Source organism: Stenotrophomonas maltophilia group sp. Smal13 (genome assembly GCF_030236855.1).
Lineage (GTDB): Bacteria > Pseudomonadota > Gammaproteobacteria > Xanthomonadales > Xanthomonadaceae > Stenotrophomonas > Stenotrophomonas maltophilia_A.
Genome location: NZ_JASJSQ010000175.1, coordinates 1 through 1,190, shown reverse-complemented (window position 1 = coordinate 1,190; position 1,190 = coordinate 1). Strand labels below are relative to the sequence as shown.

Genomic DNA, 1,190 nt, shown 5'->3' with positions numbered 1-1,190 from the left:
TCCAGCTCCGCCTTCTCGTCGCCTTCCTTGATCTGCTCTTCGGCATCACCGGTGGCGTTGAGCTGGACGAACTCCACGGAGCTGCTATCGGTCGGGCGGCTGGGCAGCACGCTCAGCAGGCTGAGCGGAGCCAGCACCGGACCCACGACGCCACGCCGGTCGGGGTTGGTCGGGATCGAGGTATCGCCGGTTTGGCCGACGCCCACATTGGTCAGCGCCGCACGAATGGAGCTGTCCACGTTGACGCGGGCCGAAAACTGGCTGGGCTTCATGCCACGCTCTGCGGTCTCTGCCGCGGCAGCGAAGGACGCATCCTCTCGCAGCTTCGAAGCGGCGACGCTTCCCACATCGGGAGCTTGTGCGCTGAAGCCACCACCATTGGCGTCGATCTTGGCCAACACCTGCTGAGTACTCTGCAGGTCAGCACGCATTCCCTGTACGTCGTCACGCAGGGTTTGAACTTCCTGGGCCGTCTTCTCTCGGTAGGCCTTCACGTCGCTGCCCACTTCCTTCACTGCAGCATGGACCATGCTGTAACCGTCGTTGTCCATCTCGCTCTCCTTTGAGCCGAATTTCTCGTTCAGCAGGTACCGGGCGGATGCCTGCAGGCTTGGGCTTGAGGACAGTGCTGCGCTGGCACGGGCGCGGTACGCGAGCAGGCCATCGACGCATGCCAGGGGAATGCCATGGCGCGCCGCGAAACTCTTAATGTGCTTGTGCTCTTCGTCCACGTTGCAGCTCCTCTTACCTGGCTGCAGTTCTACGCGTGCGCGTGGGCGGTCGAAACGCTTTAGATACGCAGAGCAGGGGGTTTAGCTACGCGACGCGGTGATCTTCGTCGGTCCAGTCGATCATGGCGACGCCAAGGCGGATCGCTTCGATCTCGGTCAACACGTCCAGCAGGATGCGGCGATTGCGTACTGCCTTCTGCTTGCAGCGGTTACTGCAATAGCGCCTGGGCCGACCGGTGGCTGCGATGGCCACCGGACAGCCGCATGTTGCGCAGGCATGGCACGCTTCAGTGAGCTGCCTGGCGCCCATCAGTACAGCAGCTTACCGATGGCATCGACAACCCGGCGCACGTCAGCCAGCAGTGCATCATCGGCTGCGCTGCGGTTCTGCTGCTGCTCTAGCCAGCGCCGAGCCTGCACGTACTGCCGGTAGATCGGGCGAACGTCGTTGCCGGCGTC

The 1,190-nt window shown here is 63.4% G+C and carries 2 protein-coding genes; both read right to left on the bottom strand.

Going from position 1 to position 1,190, the window contains the following annotated elements:
- The coding region (locus QRO95_RS25230) for a hypothetical protein (RefSeq protein ID WP_285303752.1) at window positions 1-731 on the bottom strand (731 nt) is incomplete at its 3' end.
- An 85-nt stretch (window positions 732-816) separates the two neighbouring features.
- On the bottom strand, window positions 817-1,041 hold the full coding sequence (locus QRO95_RS25225) for a hypothetical protein (RefSeq protein WP_285303751.1): 225 nt from the start codon (window positions 1,039-1,041) through the stop codon (window positions 817-819).
- Window positions 1,042-1,190 lie beyond the last annotated feature (149 nt).

Bases quoted from the DNA above. Each gene is read 5' to 3' on its own strand.
- QRO95_RS25225 (WP_285303751.1), bottom strand. From the start codon at position 1,041: ATGGGCGCCAGGCAGCTCACTGAAGCGTGCCATGCCTGCGCAACATGC.